A 15,313-nucleotide genomic window follows, 5' to 3' on the forward strand; every position below is an offset into this window, starting at 1 on the left:
TCCGACAATTGGGGTGACTGGGCTGGCGCTATCGCGAGCAAGCTCGCTCCCACAGGGATCTCCGGGGGAGATAAAGAGCGTTCACACCGCGAAATCCTTGTGGGAGCGAGCTTGCTCGCGATGGGGCCAGACCTGCTGGCCCTAAAACAGGGTTTACTCTTCGAAAGCCATGCCATGCTTGGCCTTGGTGGTCTTCACCGCCTCCAGCACCGCCAGCAAACAGTCATCACGATAGCGCTCCAGGGCCGAGATGCTGTGGCTGCCCAATTGCTCGCTCGTGCCGTCCACCACATCGTCGATCAGCTTTTCGGTCAGCTCCGGCGCTGGCAGGTAGGTCCAGGGCAGTTGCAGTGCCGGGCCGAACTGGGCCATGAAGTGCCGCATGCCGGCATCGCCACCGGCCAGGGTGTAGGTCAGGAACGTGCCCATGAATGACCAGCGCAGGCCGGCGCCAAAACGAATGGCATCGTCGATTTCCCCCGTGGTGGCGACACCGTCGTTGACCAGGTGCAGGGCTTCGCGCCACAGCGCTTCGAGCAGTCGGTCGGCGATGAAGCCGGGCACTTCCTTGCGTACGTGCAGCGGCCGCATGCCGAGGGATTCATACACCTGCATGGCCGCTTGCACGGCTTCGGGCGCGGTGTGCTTGCCACCGACCACTTCCACCAGCGGCAACAGGTAGACCGGGTTGAACGGATGTCCGACCACGCAGCGTTCCGGGTGGGTCGCACCTTCGTAGAATTCGCTGGGCAACAGCCCCGACGTGCTGGAGCCGATCAATGCATTCGGCTTGGCGGCTGCGCTGATCTGGCCGTGCAATTCGAGCTTCAGTTCCAGGCGCTCGGGGGCGCTTTCCTGGATGAAGTCGGCGTCGCGCACGCATTCTTCGATGGTCGCGACAAAGCGCAGCCGATCCTGCGAGGCACCAGGGGCCAGGCCCTGTTTCTCCAGCGCGCCCCAAGCGTTGGCGACGCGTTTGCGCAATGCCGCCTCGGCACCTGGTGCCGGGTCCCAGGCGACAACGTCGAGGCCATGGGCCAGGGCCCGGCTGACCCAGCCGCTGCCGATTACACCACTGCCCAGGGCGGCGAAGGTCTTGATGTCGGTGATAAAGCTCATGGTGATGTCCTGAAAAGAGTGAAGATCACCTGTGGGAGCGAGCTTGCTCGCGATGGCGGCGGTACATCCAACGCCTCTTCGAAGGCAGGAATATCGCTATCGCGAGCGAGCTCGCTCCCACAGGGTTATGCGCAGGTTCGGCTCAGCCGCGCTGGGCCAGGCCCATTTTCTTGCGACCTTCAGCCGGCGTGAGCACACGCGCCCCGAGGCGGCTGAGGATTTCGCCAGCGCGCTCCACCAGTTGGCCGTTGGTGGCGAGCACGCCTTTATCCAGCCAGAGGTTGTCTTCCAGCCCGACCCGCACGTTGCCCCCCAGCAGCACTGCCTGGGCGGCCATCGGCATTTGCATGCGGCCGATGCCGAAGCCGGCCCATACCGCGTCGGCCGGCAGGTTGTCGACCATGGCTTTCATGGTGGTGGTGTCGGCCGGCGCGCCCCATGGGATGCCCAGGCAGAGCTGGAACAGCGGGTTGTCCAGCAGGCCTTCCTTGATCAATTGCTTGGCGAACCACAGGTGCCCGGTGTCGAAGATTTCCAACTCGGCCTTGACTCCCAGCTCGGTGATCCGCTTGGCCCCGGCCCGCAGTTGCGCCGGGGTGGAGACGTAAATGGTGTCGCCGTCGCCGAAGTTCAGGGTGCCGCAATCCAGCGTGCAGATTTCCGGCAGCAGCTCTTCGACGTGGGCCAGGCGGGTCAGCGGACCCACCAGGTCGGTGTTGGGGCCGAACTCCATCGGCCGTTCGCCCGCACCGATTTCCAAGTCACCGCCCATGCCGGCGGTGAGGTTGACGATGATGTCCACGTCCGCCTCACGGATGCGCTCCATCACTTCGCGGTACAGCGCCACATCGCGGCTGAACTTGCCGGTCTGCGGGTCGCGGACGTGGCAGTGGACCACGGTGGCACCGGCCTTGGCGGCTTCGACGGCAGCGGCGGCGATCTGTTTCGGGGTGACCGGCACGTGGGGGCTCTTGGCGGTCGTGTCGCCAGCACCGGTGAGTGCGCAGGTGATGATGACGTCGTGGTTCATGGTGCGGATTCCTTCAGGCGTGGTGAGTCACCGCGCAGCCGTTGGGTGCTGCGCAGAGGGAGAACGGTTGGTCAGTTACTGGTGAGTTTCAGGTTGTCGGCGGCCGGCTTGCCGTCGAAGGTGGTCACGCCGTCGAGCCAGCGCTGCTTGTCTTGCGGATGATCCTTGAGCCATTGCCGGGCCGATTCGAGTGGATCCTTGTGATCGAGCAGCGGCTGCATCATCCGGCTCTCGTCTTCGGCGGTGAAGGTCAGGTTGCTCAGCAAGCGACCGACGTTCGGGCATTGCTCGGCGTAGTTCGGCGCGGTGACGGTCCAGACGGTGGCCATGCCTTCGTTCGGGCCGAGGGCGTCTTCGCTGCCGGTGAGGTAGGTCATTTGCACGTTGACGTTCATCGGATGCGGTGCCCAGCCAAAGAACACCACGGCTTCCTTGCGCCGTACGGCGCGGTCCACGGCGGCGAGCATGCCGGCTTCGCTGGACTCCACCAGTTGGAATTTGCCCAGGCCGAACTGGTTCTTGGCGATCATCGCCTTGATCTGGGTGTTGGCGCCGGAGCCGGGTTCGATGCCGTAGATCTTGCCACCCAACTCTTTTTCGAATTTGGCGATGTCGGCGAAGCTCTTCAAGCCCTTGTCGGCCAGGTAGGTCGGCACGGCCAGGGTGGCGCGGGCGTCCTTGAGGCTGGGTTGTTCCAGGACCTTGACCTGCTTGGCTTCGACGAATGGAGTGATGGTCTGGGTCATCAGCGGGTTCCAGTAGCCCAGGAACAGGTCCAGGCGTTGGTCACGAATGCCGGCGAAGATGATTTGCTGGGAGGCGCTGGTCTGCTTGGTCGTGTAGCCGAGGCCGTCGAGCATCACTTGGGTCAGGGCGCTGGTGGCGATGACGTCGGTCCAGTTGACCACGCCCAGACGCACGTTCTGGCACGCGGCGGGTTCAGCGGCCATGGCGGCGCCGTTCATCAAGGTGGTAGCGCTGAGTGCAAGAACGCAGGAGCTGATCAGTCGTTTCATGTCGGGTTCCTCGGCAGCTTATTGTTATGGGGCCCCGGTGTCTGTGCGCCGGTGATGCCAAGTTACGCAGCCCGAAGCGTGGCAAAACGCACAGCGGCGACGTGCTCTTGCACTGCAGCGACCTGCACCCTTGAACGACGCTTGCAACTGGCGTATCAAGGTCCGCACGCTACCCGTCGACCGAGTGCGCTCCATGTCCCAGGATTTTTACTTCTTGTTGATGCCGGGCTTTTCAGCCATCGGTTTCATCTCGGCCATCGAGCCGTTGCGGGTCGCCAATCGTTTTCGTGGCGAGCTGTATCGCTGGCATGTGTTGAGCGTCGATGGCGGGGCGGTGCTGGCGAGCAATGGCATGTCGGTCAACGCCGATGCCGCGCTGGAGCCATTGAAGAAGGGCGCGACCCTTTGGGTGGTGGCGGGATTCGAACCACTGAAGTTCGCCACCCCGGCCCTGGAGCGCTGGTTGCATCGGTTGGACAACGAAGGCGTGATCCTGGGCGGCATCGACACCGGCAGCGTGGTCCTGGCCGAGGCGGGGCTGCTGGAAGGGCATCGCGTGACCTTGCACTGGGAAGCGATCGAGGCGTTCAAGGAGTCTTATCCGCAGCTTGGCGTGACCCAGGAGCTGTTTGAAATCGACCGTCGCCGCATCACTTGCGCCGGTGGCACCGCGTCCATCGACCTGATGCTCGACCTGATCGGCCAGGCCCACGGTTCGGAGCTGGCGATCCAGGTCAGCGAACAGTTCGTGCTCGGCCGCATCCGTCCGCGCAAAGACCACCAGCGCATGGAAATCGCCAACCGCTATGGTATTCGCAACAAGAAGCTGGTGCACGTCATCGGCGAGATGGAAACCCACAGCGAACCGCCCCTGAGCACCTTGGCCCTGGCCGAGTCGATCAACGTCACCCGCCGCCAGCTCGAACGCCTGTTCCGCCTGCACCTGAACGACACCCCGAGCAACTTCTACCTGCGCCTGCGCCTGGAGAAGGCCCGGCAACTGCTGCGCCAGACCGACATGAGCGTGCTGGAAGTGAGCATCGCCTGTGGCTTTGAGTCACCGTCGTACTTCACCCGCAGTTACCGGGCACGGTTCGCGCGTTGTCCACGGGAGGATCGGCGGCGGCAGGGGGATGGGCGGGAGGTGGTTTGACAGGCTTTTATACTTAATTATACTCGTGACTATAAATTATACCTGTCGCCATAATTGAGTATAAAACCATGTCCAAGCACCCCGGTTTTGTATTCCGGCGCCCTGATCTGGCCCGCAATATTGTCGATGGGCTGGTCGGCGCCGGGATCCAGGATTACACCTCAGGCCTGTTCCTGGCCGCGCCGAGACGTACCGGAAAAAGTACGTTCCTGCGTGAAGACTTGATTCCCGAGTGCGAAACCCGCGGCTGGCTCGCGGTCTATGTCGACCTGTGGGCCAACAAGGAGAAAGACCCTGCCGACCTGATCGCTTCGGCAATCGCCGGGGCATTGGTGCCTTATGAAAAGGGGATCCGCAAGCTGGCCAAATCCATGGGCATCGACAAACTCAGCTTCTTGCGCACGTTGTCCTGGGATTTCAGCCTGCCGCAACTGCCCGAAGGGGCGACGCTGACCCAGGCGCTGGAGTTGTTGCACAGTGCGGCCGGTAAAACCGTGGTGCTGGTGATCGACGAAGCCCAGCATGCGTTGACCTCCGAGGCCGGGGTCAACGCCATGTTCGCCCTCAAGGCTGCCCGCGACCAACTCAACCAAGGGCGCGAGGGTGATACCAGCGGCCTGCGCCTGGTGTTCACCGGCTCCAATCGCGACAAACTCGCGCACTTGGTACTCAGCCGTAACCAACCGTTCTACGGATCCAGCATCACCGCGTTCCCATTGCTGGGTAAAGAGTTCACCAAAGCCTACGCTGCCCATTTGAACGCGCATCTGGCCCAAACCAATCAGTTCAATGCCGATGACTTGGACCAGGCCTTCGAGTTGGTAGGGCGCCGCCCTGAAATGCTGCGCAGCATCATCGGCGAAATTGCCTTGGAACTGGGTGAGGCGAGCCACTTGGGCGAATTGCTGCGCAACAGCGCGCAAATGCTCCGTGCTGGCGTCTGGACCGAGTTTGAAAGCGCCTGGAACGCTTTGACGGTGCCGCAACGGGCAGTGCTGCAGGTCATGGCCGAGCGCTCGCAAAACAACGAACCCTTTGCGCCCTTCACCGATTCAACGCTGGACGCCGTGGGCAAGGTGCTCAGGAGCATGGGCAGCGAAGTCGTGCCTGGCACCCAGACCATCCAATCCTGCATCGACGCGCTGCGTGACAAGGAACTGGTGTGGAAGTCCAATCGCGGTGGTTACGCCTTGGAGGACAAAGCGTTTGCGGATTGGTTGAAGGGGTATCGCCAGCAACATTGAATTTTGAAAATATCCCGTGGCGAGGGAGCTTGCTCCCGCTGGGTGCGGCCTGTAGGAGCTGCCGAGTGCAACGAGGCTGCGATCTTTCCCCAGACACTTGAATCCCAAGCGAAAGATCAAAAGATCGCAGGCTTCGCCAGCTCCTACAGAGCCGAGCGGGAGCAAGCTCCCTCGCCACAGGTATTGTGTTCGGCTGGAAAAGGTCTATTTCTTCATCAATGCCGAGCACGCCGCCTTGTACGCCTCGTGCTGATACTTGTTCAGCGTCGCCGGCAAGGCGAAGTCGTGTTTCTTGTGCTGTGCGTTGAGGGTCTGCGGTGACAGCAGTGTCACCTCGCAGCCTTCCAGCAACTGGAAAACCCCTTCAATCTTGAACGTGGTCGGTCCGCCGGCGAACTCGCCTTTCTTGCTGCGCTTCTTGATGGCGATGCGTTCGATGCCATTCTCGACCACGAACGCCCGTACCTGAGCGGCAAACGCCTTGACGTTGGCGGCTTCGTCATCGTCGTCCAGGGCGATTTTCTTGGTATTCAGGGCGATGTGGGTCAGCGTCTGCTGATCCAGCGAGGCAACGGCGATGATCGCTTCGCTGCCTTTGATTTCGATGCCGCAGGTTTTCATGGGAGTCTCTTTGCTCGGTGATGACGTACAGCTTACAGCTCTAACTGATCAGCATGGATACCAAAGGCAGCGGCAATTTTCTCTCGAGTAGCCCGGCGAGGCTTTGCGACCGATTCCTGCTGGGCAAACGCCGGTTGAGAAATACCCAGTCGCCTGGCGACTTCATCCTGAGTCAGCTTCAAGTGTTCGCGCCAGGCGCGGATAGGCGTAGCGCCGTCGACGATACGGCTGACCACTTCGTGAGGGATCAGATCGGGTTCCAGTTTTTGTGCAACGTATTGTGCGTACGGAATGACCACAAATGCCGGGTTTCCGTCTGCATCGTTGATGATCTGAATATCAGTAGGTGCGTTCATCGCGTTTCTTGACCTCTTGAATGCTGACGACCTTGATCGCCCCGTCCCAATCGAACATGACTCGGTAGTTGCCTACCCGCAGGCGGTACGCATAGTCATGACCGACAAGCGCTTTGACGTTGACCACATCAGGCATCTGGGCGAGCGACGTAACGGCATCCCGAACTTGGGCCTGATGGGCTGAGTGCAATTTCAGAAGCTGCTTAACGGCTTTTCTGGTCCAGTGGATAGTGTTCATGGAAAGAATATAAGTCTTTTATAAGATTTGCGAATCCTGACTTATATTCTTTCCAGGGCCAACGCATGAAAGGTGTCTGGATATTGCTCTGTGGATAACCTTCAATCCTGCCCAATCGACTCCAAAAACTCCGACCGATCATCGCTCACCTGGGCCATGCAGTCGTTTTCGGCGATTTTGTAGGCTTCGCTGCCGGGTTTGGCCGGGAAGGCGGCGATGGCGCAATCGGCGTCGCGTTGTTTGAGCCACAGTTGTTGGGCGGCCTTGACCTTGGCGGTGATGTCGTTGAGCTGGGCCTTGTCGCTGGCGTAGCGGGTTTGCAGGCGCTCAAAGAGGCTCTGCAGGTTTTCGTTGAGCAGTTGTTCGGCGGCGGTCTTGCCGTAGGCCGAGCAGGCCAGGGTCTGGACGTCGTTTTCAACTTCGTCGCAGGGATTGGGCTCGGTGTCTTCGGTTGCATGTGCCAGGGTGCTGATCAGTGCCAAAGCCAGGAAGATTGATTTCATCGCGTTGCCGCTCAAGTCCAGTGAAAACCAGTGATGCGACGGATTCTGGCGCAACCGTCGGGTAAAGAACAGACGGGCAGGGCGGGCCTGTCGTAGCCCATTGTCGTGGATTGACGCTTTCGGCAATTCCCCTGTCGTTTTTGCACCGGGTCGCGACGGCCCTCAGGCATATGCTGGCCCCAAAGCGCCGGCACACGATTCGGCGCATGAATCGCTGACAAAAGGGGACTGCCTGATGAGCCCAGCCGAATTGCACGCCGACAGCATCGTTATCGACGGGCTGATCATTGCCAAGTGGAACCGCGACCTGTTCGAAGACATGCGCAAGGGCGGCCTGACCGCGGCCAACTGCACCGTGTCGGTGTGGGAAGGTTTCCAGGCCACCATCAACAACATCGTCGCCAGCCAGAAGCTGATCCGCGAGAACAGCGACCTGGTGATTCCGGTGAAAACCACCGCCGACATCCGTCGCGCCAAGGAACAGGGCAAGACCGGCATCATCTTCGGCTTCCAGAACGCCCACGCCTTCGAAGACCAGCTCGGCTACGTCGAGATCTTCAAGCAGCTGGGCGTCGGTGTGGTGCAGATGTGCTACAACACCCAGAACCTGGTCGGCACCGGTTGCTACGAGCGTGACGGCGGCCTGTCGGGCTTCGGTCGCGAGATCGTCGCCGAGATGAACCGTGTCGGCATCATGTGCGACCTGTCCCACGTCGGTTCCAAGACTTCCGAAGAAGTCATCCTCGAATCGAAGAAGCCGGTGTGCTATTCCCACTGCCTGCCGTCCGGCCTGAAAGAGCACCCGCGCAACAAATCCGATGAAGAGCTGAAGTTCATCGCCGACCACGGCGGTTTCGTCGGCGTGACCATGTTCGCGCCGTTTTTGGCCAAGGGCATCGATTCGACCATCGACGACTACGCCGAAGCCATTGAATACACCATGAACATCGTCGGTGAGGACGCCATCGGCATCGGTACCGACTTCACCCAGGGCCACGGCCAGGATTTCTTCGAAATGCTGACCCACGACAAGGGCTACGCCCGTCGTCTGACCAGCTTCGGCAAGATCATCAACCCCCTGGGCATCCGCACCGTGGGCGAGTTCCCGAACCTCACCGAGACGCTGCTCAAGCGCGGCCATCCTGAGCGGGTGGTGCGCAAGATCATGGGTGAAAACTGGGTCAACGTGCTGAAAGACGTCTGGGGCGAATAATCGCCGCCGCATCGCTAATCCTCTACCTGCGGCCCTCTGCGCCGCAGGCAATACCACGAATTTCCGGAGTCAAGTTTTCATGGCCAAGATCGCCCCGCAACTGCCTATCGAAGTCGACAGCGAAACCGGTGTCTGGACGTCCGACGCCCTGCCGATGCTGTACGTACCGCGTCACTTCTTCGTCAACAACCACATGGGCATCGAAGAAGTGCTGGGCGCCGACGCCTACGCCGAGATTCTCTACAAGGCCGGCTACAAATCCGCCTGGCACTGGTGTGAAAAAGAAGCCGAATGCCACGGCCTGGAAGGCGTCGCGGTGTTCGAGCACTACATGAAGCGCCTGTCCCAGCGTGGCTGGGGCCTGTTCAAGATCCAGGACATCGACCTGGATAAAGGCACCGCCAGCGTCAAGCTCGAACACTCGGCGTTCGTCTATGTGTATGGCAAGGTCGGGCGCAAGGTCGACTACATGTTCACCGGCTGGTTCGCCGGCGCCATGGACCAGATCCTCGCCGCTCGTGGCAGTTCGATCCGCACCGTGGCCGAGCAGGTCTACGGCGGTTCCGAAGAAGGCCACGACGACGGCCTGTTCATCGTCAAGCCGTTGTAAGTCGAGGATCGCGCCATGGCTTTTGAAGCAATGTTCCAGCCGATCCAGATCGGCAAGCTGACCATCCGCAACCGCGTGCTCAGCACCGCGCACGCCGAGGTCTACGCCACCGACGGCGGCATGACCACCGACCGGTACGTCAAGTATTACGAAGAAAAGGCCAAGGGCGGCATCGGCCTGGCCATCTGTGGTGGCTCGTCGGTGGTTGCCATCGACAGCCCGCAGGAATGGTGGAGCTCGGTGAACCTGTCCACCGACCGCATCATCCCGCACTTCCAGAACCTGGCCGACGCCATGCACAAGCATGGCGCCAAGATCATGATCCAGATTACCCACATGGGCCGTCGCTCGCGTTGGGACGGCTTCAACTGGCCGACCCTGATGTCGCCGTCCGGCGTGCGTGAGCCGGTGCACCGTGCCACGTGCAAGACCATCGAGCCGGAAGAAATCTGGCGGGTGATCGGCAACTACGCCCAGGCGGCACGGCGTGCCAAGGCCGGTGGCCTGGACGGCGTCGAGCTGTCCGCCGTGCACCAGCACATGATCGACCAGTTCTGGAGCCCGCGGGTCAACAAGCGTACCGACGAATGGGGCGGCAGCTTCGAAGGCCGCATGAAGTTCGGCCTGGAAGTGCTGAAGGCCGTGCGCGCCGAAGTGGGCGACGATTTCTGCGTGGGCATGCGCCTGTGCGGCGACGAGTTCCACCCGGACGGCTTGTCCCACGAGGACATGAAGCAGATCGCCAAGTACTACGACGACACCGGCATGCTGGATTTCATCGGCGTGGTGGGCTCGGGTTGCGACACCCACAACACCCTGGCCAACGTCATCCCGAACATGAGTTATCCACCGGAGCCGTTCCTGCACCTGGCCGCCGGTATCAAGGAAGTGGTCAAGGTCCCTGTGCTGCACGCGCAGAACATCAAGGACCCGAACCAGGCCACGCGGATCCTGGAAGGTGGATACGTCGACATGGTCGGCATGACCCGTGCCCACATCGCCGACCCGCACCTGATCGCCAAGATCAAGATGGGCCAGATCGACCAGATCAAGCAGTGCGTGGGCGCCAACTACTGCATCGACCGCCAATACCAAGGCCTGGACGTGCTGTGCATCCAGAACGCCGCGACGTCCCGTGAATACATGGGCGTGCCGCACATCATCGAGAAGTCCACCGGGCCCAAGCGCAAAGTGGTGGTGGTCGGTGCCGGCCCGGCCGGGATGGAAGCGGCGCGTGTCGCTGCCGAACGTGGGCACGACGTGACCCTGTTCGAGAAGAAGGAATTCATCGGCGGGCAGATCACTACCGCCTCGAAAGCCCCGCAACGGGACCAGATCGCGGGTATCACTCGCTGGTTCCAACTGGAACTGGCGCGGCTGAAAGTCGACCTGCGCCTGGGCGTGGCGGCTGACGCGGCGACGATCATGGACCTGCGTCCGGACGTGGTGGTGCTCGCCGTCGGCGGCCATCCGTTCCTGGAGCAGAACGAACACTGGGGCGCCGCCGAAGGGCTGGTGGTCAGCAGCTGGGACGTGCTCGACGGCAAGGTCGCGCCGGGCAAGAACGTGCTGGTCTACGACACCATTTGCGAGTTCACCGGCATGTCGGTGGCCGACTTCCTCGCCGACAAAGGCAGCCAGGTCGAGATCGTCACCGACGATATCAAGCCGGGCGTGGCCATTGGCGGGACTTCGTTCCCCACGTACTACCGCAGCATGTACCCCAAGGAAGTGATCATGACCGGGGACATGATGCTGGAGAAGGTCTACCGCGAAGGCGACAAGCTGGTGGCGGTGCTGGAGAACGAATACACCGGCGCCAAGGAAGAACGCGTGGTGGACCAGGTGGTGGTGGAAAACGGCGTGCGGCCGGACGAAGAAATCTACTACGCGCTCAAGGAAGGTTCGCGCAACAAGGGCCAGATCGACGTCGAAGCCTTGTTCGCGATCAAGCCCCAACCGTGCCTGGAGCAGAGCGGCGATGGCTACCTGCTGTTCCGCATCGGTGACTGCGTGGCCCAGCGTAATACCCACGCGGCCATCTACGACGCCCTGCGGTTGTGCAAGGATTTCTAACGGCTTGTGGATAACCCTGTGGGAGCAAGGCTTGCCCGCGATAAATGCGACATGGCGCATCTGACTGACCGAGTCGATCGCATCGCGGGCAAGCCTCGCTCCCACAGGGATCGAGCAAGACATCCAGGTTTCTGTGCCTGCAAGACCTGAGGTCTTTGGGAGCTTCACCATGCTGAACACCCTTCTTCCAATCCTGCTGTTCGCAGCCCTGGGCCTCGCGGTCCTCGGCGCCTTGCGGCGGGTGAACATGTGGCGCCGGGGACGACCGGCCAAGGTCGACCTGATCGGCGGTCTCTTTGCCATGCCCAAGCGCTACATGGTGGATTTGCACCACGTAGTGGCGCGGGACAAATACATTGCCAATACCCACGTGGCCACGGCCGGTGGTGCGGTGGCGTCGGTGGTGCTGGCGATCCTGGTCCACGGGTTTGGCCTGCATAACCGCTTCCTCGGCTATGCGTTGCTGTTGATGTCGGCCGTGATGTTCGTCGGTGCTATCTTCGTCTACCTGCGTCGGCGCAATCCGCCCGCCCGTTTGTCCAAGGGCCCCTGGATGCGCCTGCCGAAAAGCCTGCTGGCGTTTTCGGCGTCGTTCTTCCTGGTGACCCTGCCGGTGGCGGGCATCCTGCCGGAGAACTTCGGCGGTTGGCTGGTGGCGGCGGTCCTGGGTGTCGGTGTGCTGTGGGGCGTGTCGGAATTGTTCTTCGGCATGACCTGGGGCGGGCCGATGAAGCACGCCTTCGCCGGTGCCCTGCACCTGGCCTGGCACCGCCGTGCCGAGCGCTTTGGCGGCGGCCGTTCCACCGGTCTCAAGCCGCTGGACCTGAACGATCCCGCCGCGCCACTGGGCGTGGAGAAACCCAAGGACTTCACCTGGAACCAACTGCTGGGCTTCGACGCCTGCGTGCAGTGCGGCAAGTGTGAGGCTGCCTGCCCGGCGTTCGCGGCCGGCCAGCCGCTGAACCCGAAAAAGCTCATCCAGGACATGGTCGTCGGCCTGGCCGGCGGCACCGATGCGAAATTCGCGGGTAGCCCATACCCGGGCAAACCTGTGGGCGAGCATGCGGGCAATCCCCATCAGCCGATCGTCAACGGCCTGGTGGACGCCGAGACCCTGTGGTCCTGCACCACCTGCCGCGCGTGCGTCGAGGAGTGCCCGATGATGATCGAGCACGTCGATGCCATCGTCGACATGCGTCGCCACCTGACCCTGGAAAAAGGCGCCACGCCGAACAAGGGCGCCGAGGTGCTGGAAAACCTCATCGCCACCGACAACCCTGGCGGCTTTGCCCCGGGCGGGCGGATGAACTGGGCGGCGGACCTGAACCTGGACCTGCTCAGCGAGAAGAAATCCACCGACGTACTGTTCTGGGTCGGCGACGGTGCCTTCGACATGCGCAACCAGCGCACCCTGCGCGCCTTCGTCAAAGTGCTGAAGGCGGCGAAAATCGATTTTGCCGTGCTCGGCCTCGAAGAACGCGACAGTGGCGACGTGGCCCGGCGCCTGGGTGACGAAGCGACGTTCCAGCTGTTGGCCAAGCGCAACATCCAGACCCTGGCCAAATACAGCTTCAACCGCATCGTCACCTGCGACCCCCACAGCTTCCACGTGCTGAAAAACGAATACGGCGCCTTCAATGGCAACTACCGTGTGCAGCACCACAGCACCTACCTGGCGGAAATCATCGACGCCGGCGCCCTGAACCTAGGCCAGCACAAGGGCGACAGCGTGACCTATCACGATCCGTGCTACTTGGGCCGCTACAACGGCGAATACGAGGCGCCGCGCCAGGTGCTGCGTGCGCTGGGTATCGAGGTCAAGGAGATGCAGCGTTCCGGTTTCCGCTCGCGTTGCTGCGGCGGCGGTGGCGGCGCGCCGATCACCGACATCCCAGGCAAGCAGCGGATTCCTGACATGCGCATGGACGACATTCGCGAAACCGGCGCTGAGTTGGTGGCGGTGGGTTGTCCACAGTGCACCGCGATGCTCGAAGGCGTGGTCGAACCGCGGCCAATGATCAAGGACATTGCCGAACTGGTGGCTGACGCACTGCTGGAAGACGCAGCCCCGAGCAAGCCCGTGGCCCCAGCCAAACGTGAACCTGCGGAGGTGCATTAATGAGCGACATCATCCGCCGCGACCCTCGCGCCGAGTGGATCGCCCGCAACCGCCTGCACCCGCTGCACGCGGCCATGCAACCGGTCCAGCACAGCTGGATGGGCCCCAACGGTGTCATCCGCAAGAACGTCCATGGCATCGGTTTCATCGGCCCCAACGGCATCAAGCGTATCGACCGCAGCGGCGCCCAGCAGGGTGGCGCGACCAAGCGTACCGCCGCGACCGAAGTGCAATTGCCGCTGCATCAAGTAGCGCAACCGGCGTTCTACATCAGTGTGGTGCCGGACATGGTCGGTGGTCGCCTCAGCAGCCACGACCGCGATCTGCTGGGCCTGGCCCATCAGCTTGCGGGGACGGACGGCGCGGTGCTGGCCGTGGTCTTCGGCGAGCACAAGGAAAACGCCTTCGCCACGGCCGGTGTCGACCGCTTGCTGGTACTGGAAGGTGAGGCCTTCAGCGGTTATGCACCGGAACAACGGGTCCAGGGTCTGCGGGCTGTGGATAACCAATTCAACCCACGCCATTGGCTGCTGCCCGACAGCCGCACCGGTGGCGGTGAACTGGGCCGGCGTTTTGCCGCAGCCCTGGGCGAGCGTCCGGCCACACGGGTCTGGCAGGTCAAGGGCGAGGAGTGCATTGGCCGCGCCGGTGCGGGCCTGCAAGACTTGGCCCGGCCGTTGGCGCGCTTGATCCTGGCTGCGGCCGAATGCGCCGAACCGGTCAGCGAAACCCGCCACGAAGCCTTGCCGGTGGAGTTATCCACAAGCGTGGCCCGCAGCTTGTCGCGTATCGAAGATCTGGGTGCGGTGGCGGTGGACCCGGGCGCGATCCCGATGGCCGAGGCCGAATTCATTTTCTCTGGCGGCAACGGGGTCAAGGACTGGGCGCTGTTCCACCAGACCGCCGCGGCCCTGGGCGCCACCGAAGGCGCTTCGCGGGTGGCGGTGGACGACGGCTTCATGGCCCGGGATCGCCAGGTCGGCGCGTCGGGGACCTGGGTCACGGCACGGGTCTACGTGGCCGTGGGGATTTCCGGGGCGATCCAGCACCTGCAGGGCATTGGCGCCTGCGACAAGGTGGTGGCGATCAACCTCGACCCGGGCTGCGACATGATCAAACGGGCAGACCTGTCGGTGATCGGAGACAGCGCGGCGATTCTCCAGGCCTTGATCGCGGCGGTAGAGGCTTACCGCAACGAAGCCAAGCGCGATGCGGCTTAAGAAGGATAAGTTGATGAGTACCCAAGTGATCAGCCTCGTGTCCATCGGCGCCCACCCCACTTCCGGTCGGCCCCGGCGCGCCGAACAGGACGCCCGGGCCGTGGAGCTCGGCCTGCAACTGGCCGGCAACGACCTGCAAGTGCTGCACGCCGGTGACGTGGCCGAACCGGCCCTGCGCGCCTACCTGGGCATGGGCCTGGATGAACTCCACGTCCTGGAAAATCCCGACGGGGGCGACGCCCTGCCGGCCCTGACCGACTATCTGCGTGACGCTGGTGCCCAAGTGGTGCTCACCGGCAGCCAGGCGGAAACCGGTGAAGGCTCGGGCATGCTTCCCTTTCTGCTGGCGGAAAACCTCGGTTGGCCGTTGGTGGTGGGACTGGCCCAGGTCGAGTCCATCGACAGCGGCGTGGCGCTGGTGCTGCAAGCCTTGCCCCGCGGCCAACGACGCCGTCTCAAAGTGCGCCTGCCATTCCTGGCCACTGTGGATAACGCCGCGCCAAAACCTCGGCAAAGCGCCTACGGCCCGGCCCGGCGTGGGGCATTGCATGCCGAGGAAGTCGAAGTGATCGACGACACCTTGCTGGCGGTGGCGACCCTGCAACCGGCCAAGCCACGCCCCAAGCGCTTGAAAGTGATCAAGGCCAAGAGCGGCGCCGACCGCATGAAAGCCGCCACGGCCAAGGCCAGCGGCGGAGGCGGGCAAGTGCTCAAGGGCGTGAGCCCGGAGGCCGGGGCCGAGGCCATTCTCAAGTTGTTGATTGAGGAAGGGGTTGTTCGCTAAACCCAGGAATA

General features: G+C 62.5%; 15 protein-coding genes. 8 read left to right on the forward strand and 7 right to left on the reverse strand.

Annotated elements, in window-relative coordinates; translation table 11 throughout:
- Positions 1-153: 153 nt before the first annotated feature.
- From BLQ55_RS16115 to choX, 3 genes are all read right to left on the reverse strand, one after another.
- Positions 154-1,119, reverse strand: a complete 966-nt coding sequence (locus tag BLQ55_RS16115) for an L-carnitine dehydrogenase (RefSeq protein ID WP_092202810.1) — start codon at positions 1,117-1,119, stop codon at positions 154-156.
- 142 nt (positions 1,120-1,261) lie between these two features.
- Complete coding sequence (locus tag BLQ55_RS16120) at positions 1,262-2,149, reverse strand: 3-dehydrocarnitine:acetyl-CoA trimethylamine transferase CdhC (RefSeq protein WP_060740277.1); 888 nt, start codon at positions 2,147-2,149, stop codon at positions 1,262-1,264.
- 71 nt (positions 2,150-2,220) lie between these two features.
- The gene (gene choX, locus BLQ55_RS16125; protein WP_092255107.1) at positions 2,221-3,165 is read right to left on the reverse strand and encodes a choline ABC transporter substrate-binding protein; all 945 of its coding nucleotides are present in this window, start codon (positions 3,163-3,165) and stop codon (positions 2,221-2,223) included.
- 193 nt (positions 3,166-3,358) lie between these two features.
- Between choX and BLQ55_RS16130 the strand changes: the two genes are divergently transcribed.
- Entirely contained in the window at positions 3,359-4,318 is a 960-nt protein-coding gene (locus BLQ55_RS16130; RefSeq protein WP_060740279.1) for a GlxA family transcriptional regulator, read from the forward strand.
- A gap of 68 nt (positions 4,319-4,386) precedes the next feature.
- Positions 4,387-5,562 carry an AAA family ATPase gene (locus tag BLQ55_RS16135; protein WP_092255110.1) on the forward strand — a complete coding sequence of 392 codons (1,176 nt, stop codon included), beginning with the start codon at positions 4,387-4,389 and terminating at the stop codon, positions 5,560-5,562.
- Positions 5,563-5,766: 204 nt separating this feature from the next.
- Here the strand turns inward: BLQ55_RS16135 and BLQ55_RS16140 are convergent, their stop codons facing one another.
- The 4 genes from BLQ55_RS16140 to BLQ55_RS16155 all read right to left on the reverse strand — a co-directional run bounded on the left by BLQ55_RS16140 (position 5,767) and on the right by BLQ55_RS16155 (position 7,280).
- Entirely contained in the window at positions 5,767-6,183 is a 417-nt protein-coding gene (locus tag BLQ55_RS16140; protein WP_092202804.1) for a DUF3010 family protein, read from the reverse strand.
- 32 nt (positions 6,184-6,215) lie between these two features.
- On the reverse strand, positions 6,216-6,539 hold the full coding sequence (locus tag BLQ55_RS16145) for a helix-turn-helix domain-containing protein (RefSeq protein ID WP_092202802.1): 324 nt from the start codon (positions 6,537-6,539) through the stop codon (positions 6,216-6,218).
- Positions 6,523-6,777 carry a type II toxin-antitoxin system RelE family toxin gene (locus BLQ55_RS16150; protein WP_092255113.1) on the reverse strand — a complete coding sequence of 85 codons (255 nt, stop codon included), beginning with the start codon at positions 6,775-6,777 and terminating at the stop codon, positions 6,523-6,525. The genes BLQ55_RS16145 and BLQ55_RS16150 overlap by 17 nt, the downstream gene beginning before the upstream one ends.
- A 101-nt stretch (positions 6,778-6,878) precedes the next feature.
- Positions 6,879-7,280 (reverse strand): lysozyme inhibitor LprI family protein, encoded by a 402-nt coding sequence (locus BLQ55_RS16155; protein WP_092202800.1) that lies wholly within the window; start codon positions 7,278-7,280, stop codon positions 6,879-6,881.
- Between the two features lie 235 nt (positions 7,281-7,515).
- On the opposite strand from BLQ55_RS16155, the gene BLQ55_RS16165 reads away from it, so the two are divergent.
- The 6 genes from BLQ55_RS16165 to BLQ55_RS16190 all read left to right on the forward strand — a co-directional run bounded on the left by BLQ55_RS16165 (position 7,516) and on the right by BLQ55_RS16190 (position 15,302).
- The gene (locus BLQ55_RS16165; RefSeq protein ID WP_030139307.1) at positions 7,516-8,493 is read left to right on the forward strand and encodes a dipeptidase; all 978 of its coding nucleotides are present in this window, start codon (positions 7,516-7,518) and stop codon (positions 8,491-8,493) included.
- Between the two features lie 79 nt (positions 8,494-8,572).
- On the forward strand, positions 8,573-9,103 hold the full coding sequence (locus tag BLQ55_RS16170) for a DUF5943 domain-containing protein (protein WP_030139308.1): 531 nt from the start codon (positions 8,573-8,575) through the stop codon (positions 9,101-9,103).
- 15 nt (positions 9,104-9,118) lie between these two features.
- Positions 9,119-11,179 carry a dimethylglycine demethylation protein DgcA gene (gene dgcA, locus BLQ55_RS16175; RefSeq protein WP_060740286.1) on the forward strand — a complete coding sequence of 687 codons (2,061 nt, stop codon included), beginning with the start codon at positions 9,119-9,121 and terminating at the stop codon, positions 11,177-11,179.
- Positions 11,180-11,348: 169 nt separating this feature from the next.
- Positions 11,349-13,298, forward strand: a complete 1,950-nt coding sequence (gene dgcB, locus BLQ55_RS16180) for a dimethylglycine demethylation protein DgcB (protein WP_092202796.1) — start codon at positions 11,349-11,351, stop codon at positions 13,296-13,298.
- Positions 13,298-14,518, forward strand: a complete 1,221-nt coding sequence (locus BLQ55_RS16185; RefSeq protein WP_092255118.1) for an electron transfer flavoprotein subunit alpha — start codon at positions 13,298-13,300, stop codon at positions 14,516-14,518. The genes dgcB and BLQ55_RS16185 overlap by 1 nt, the downstream gene beginning before the upstream one ends.
- Before the next feature lie 13 nt (positions 14,519-14,531).
- Positions 14,532-15,302 (forward strand): electron transfer flavoprotein subunit beta, encoded by a 771-nt coding sequence (locus tag BLQ55_RS16190; protein WP_092202792.1) that lies wholly within the window; start codon positions 14,532-14,534, stop codon positions 15,300-15,302.
- Positions 15,303-15,313 lie beyond the last annotated feature (11 nt).

Origin of the sequence: Pseudomonas sp. NFACC13-1 (genome assembly GCF_900104425.1) — a bacterium.
In the GTDB taxonomy this organism is placed as follows: domain Bacteria; phylum Pseudomonadota; class Gammaproteobacteria; order Pseudomonadales; family Pseudomonadaceae; genus Aquipseudomonas; species Aquipseudomonas fluorescens_AA.

Bases quoted from the DNA above. Each gene is read 5' to 3' on its own strand.
- BLQ55_RS16115 (WP_092202810.1), bottom strand. From the start codon at position 1,119: ATGAGCTTTATCACCGACATCAAGACCTTCGCCGCCCTGGGCAGTGGT.
- BLQ55_RS16120 (WP_060740277.1), bottom strand. From the start codon at position 2,149: ATGAACCACGACGTCATCATCACCTGCGCACTCACCGGTGCTGGCGAC.
- choX (WP_092255107.1), bottom strand. From the start codon at position 3,165: ATGAAACGACTGATCAGCTCCTGCGTTCTTGCACTCAGCGCTACCACC.
- BLQ55_RS16130 (WP_060740279.1), top strand. From the start codon at position 3,359: ATGTCCCAGGATTTTTACTTCTTGTTGATGCCGGGCTTTTCAGCCATC.
- BLQ55_RS16135 (WP_092255110.1), top strand. From the start codon at position 4,387: ATGTCCAAGCACCCCGGTTTTGTATTCCGGCGCCCTGATCTGGCCCGC.
- BLQ55_RS16140 (WP_092202804.1), bottom strand. From the start codon at position 6,183: ATGAAAACCTGCGGCATCGAAATCAAAGGCAGCGAAGCGATCATCGCC.
- BLQ55_RS16145 (WP_092202802.1), bottom strand. From the start codon at position 6,539: ATGAACGCACCTACTGATATTCAGATCATCAACGATGCAGACGGAAAC.
- BLQ55_RS16150 (WP_092255113.1), bottom strand. From the start codon at position 6,777: ATGAACACTATCCACTGGACCAGAAAAGCCGTTAAGCAGCTTCTGAAA.
- BLQ55_RS16155 (WP_092202800.1), bottom strand. From the start codon at position 7,280: ATGAAATCAATCTTCCTGGCTTTGGCACTGATCAGCACCCTGGCACAT.
- BLQ55_RS16165 (WP_030139307.1), top strand. From the start codon at position 7,516: ATGAGCCCAGCCGAATTGCACGCCGACAGCATCGTTATCGACGGGCTG.
- BLQ55_RS16170 (WP_030139308.1), top strand. From the start codon at position 8,573: ATGGCCAAGATCGCCCCGCAACTGCCTATCGAAGTCGACAGCGAAACC.
- dgcA (WP_060740286.1), top strand. From the start codon at position 9,119: ATGGCTTTTGAAGCAATGTTCCAGCCGATCCAGATCGGCAAGCTGACC.
- dgcB (WP_092202796.1), top strand. From the start codon at position 11,349: ATGCTGAACACCCTTCTTCCAATCCTGCTGTTCGCAGCCCTGGGCCTC.
- BLQ55_RS16185 (WP_092255118.1), top strand. From the start codon at position 13,298: ATGAGCGACATCATCCGCCGCGACCCTCGCGCCGAGTGGATCGCCCGC.
- BLQ55_RS16190 (WP_092202792.1), top strand. From the start codon at position 14,532: ATGAGTACCCAAGTGATCAGCCTCGTGTCCATCGGCGCCCACCCCACT.